Source organism: Sodalis sp. (in: enterobacteria), assembly GCF_047607725.1.
In the GTDB taxonomy this organism is placed as follows: Bacteria; Pseudomonadota; Gammaproteobacteria; order Enterobacterales; family Enterobacteriaceae; genus JBLKSS01.
Genome location: NZ_JBLKSS010000279.1, coordinates 1 through 2,426 on the forward strand (window position 1 = coordinate 1; position 2,426 = coordinate 2,426).

The 2,426-nt window shown below is 60.1% G+C and carries 2 pseudogenes; both read right to left on the reverse strand.

The features are described from left to right. Window positions 1-140 precede the first annotated feature (140 nt). Window positions 141-1,426, reverse strand: a pseudogene (locus tag ACMX3H_RS18315) (fructose-specific PTS transporter subunit EIIC); the annotation flags it as partial. A 2-nt stretch (window positions 1,427-1,428) separates the two neighbouring features. Continuing rightward, window positions 1,429-2,292, reverse strand: a pseudogene (gene fruK / locus ACMX3H_RS18320) (1-phosphofructokinase); the annotation flags it as partial. Window positions 2,293-2,426: the final 134 nt, after the last annotated feature.

The following is a 2,426-nucleotide window of genomic DNA, read 5'->3' on the forward strand; positions in this document are numbered from 1 at the left end:
ATCATCGCCGGATTATCCATGATCTGACAGCCGTCCCTTATAGGATGCGGGTTCACTAGGCATCGTAGTGGAACATATTCTTACCGGGCCGTACAACAAACCCACCAATAATTCAAGACGTCCTCCACGGGGCGCTTACCATAGGTCTGGGTGCTGAGCAGCGCGACGCCAAAAGCGTAGGCGGCTTTGTTGATGGGGCCCCCCATGTCGCTGCACATCATCGCACCGAGGATAGCCCCTAGCAGCACCGCGTTAGCGGTTCCCATGACCTGCAGCCAATGCGTCAGCGCGGTCAATATTTTGGCGACCGGCGTACCCACCACATAAATCATCACCAATCCGGTGACCAAAGGCGCGATAAGCGGAATGATAAGGATGGGCTTCAGCGCCGCCATACTTTGCGGTAGAGGCAGTTTATTGCTGATAAGTTTGGCCACATAGCCCGCCAGGAAACCGGCGATAATCCCACCGATAAAACCCGCGCCGGTGCTGACCGCCAACATCCCCCCACCAGCCCCGGCGTCAGACCCGGACGATCGGCGATAGAAAAGGCGATGAAACCCGCCAGTACCGGCACCATCAGCGCCAGGGCGGATTTGCTGCCGATCTGCATCAACGCCGCGGCCAGGGTGCCCGGCTCGTCGGCGGCATGAATGCCGAACACGAAAGACAACGCGATACAAAGCCCCCCCCCCGCCGCCACCATCGACAGCATATAGGAGACTCCGGTGAGCAGATGGCGATAGGCGCCAGGAGACCCCTTTTTCTCCTCGGCGGCAGCCCCCTGTCCCGCTGGCTGGAAGACTTGGGCTTGCGCCACTGCGTTATCCAGCGTTTGTGCGGTTTTCTTCAGCGCCAGCCCGGTACTGGTCCGGTACATGGGTTTGCCGGCGAATTTAGCGAGATCCACTTCAATATCCGCTGCCACAATCACCAGATCCGCCTCCCGCACCTCCTCTGGCGTGATGGCATTGCCGGCGCCGACCGACCCGCGGGTTTCTACCTTCACCCACCAGCCGCGTTTTTTCGCCTCGGCCTCAATGGCCTCAGCCACCATAAAGGTATGCGCGACGCCGGTGGGACAAGCCGTCACCACCACCACCACCCGCTTCGGACCGGACGACGGCGCCGTGACGGAGGCGGACGGTGCGGCGGCCACCGCCTGATAAGGCGCGGCCTGCGCGCGGGCGCGCTGCAAAAAGGCGTCAGGGTCGGCGGCAGCATCCTCAACCGTTCCTTGGAAAGCGGTCTTGCCGCTAAGCGTTGCATCGCCGGCCCCTTCGCCCACCAGTACCCACAGTTCCGCGTCCGCGTCGTCGTTGACGAGCTGCAGCCCGCTTTTCCCCGCCGCATCAGCCAATACTGTCCGCAATAGATGGCTGCGGGCCTGGCCCAATGCACTGCCCAGAATCAGACGTGTTTTCATCCTCACTCCCGCTTAATTAAGGGTTTCAAATCGACCCGGGCCATCATGGCCGCCAGTTGCGGACGGTCGGTCACGCCCACATTGCTTTGGCTGACCGCCAGCGCCGCCACGGCCGTCGCCAGCCGAAGGGTATGCTCGCTTGACTCGCGCATCAGCAGGCCATAAATCAAGCCTCCCACCATCGAATCACCGGCGCCGACGGTACTGACCACTTCACAGGCCGGCGGTTTGGCCAGCCAGGCGCCGGAGGCGTTTACCCACAGCGCCCCTTCGGCACCGAGCGAGATGACCACATGGGCTATCCCCCGTTCGCACAGGGCATGGGCGGCCTCGACGACATCGCTTAGCGCCGGCAATGGGTGCCCGGCCCAGATTTCCAATTCCCGGCGGTTGGGTTTCACCAGCCAGGGGGACGCTTCTAGCCCGGCCACCAGCGCTTCGCGGCTGCTGTCGAAAATAATGCATGAGCAATGGCTGCGCAGCTTCACCATCCAGTCGGTGAAGGCCGCCGGCGCCACGCCGGCGGGCAGACTGCCGCTGACCGCCACCATATCGAACTGGCCCAGCCAGGTGAGCGAGTCGTTGACGAAACGATCCCAATCCTGCGACGTGACCGTGAACCCCGAGAAATTAAAGTCGGTTACATCGCCGTCTTTTTCGGTCAATTTGACATTGATACGCGTCCGGCCCTGCACCACCTGGAAACGATTGGCGATGCCCAGATCGCTAAACAGCAGTTGGAAGCCGTCCTGATTTTCTTTCCCCAAAAAACCGCCAACGGTCACGTCGATGCCCAAATCTTTCAGAACTTTGGCGACGTTAATGTCTTTCCCCGCAGCGTGCAGCCCGGTGGTTTGCACGTAAGCACCCCGTGGAGGACGTCTTGAATTATTGGTGGGTTTGTTGTATGAGACAGTAAACCTACGTTACACGCTTATGCTCATTGCATTTTCACATTGTATTGATTTTAATAACTTTTATTTCCATCCCGGTTTGAGTG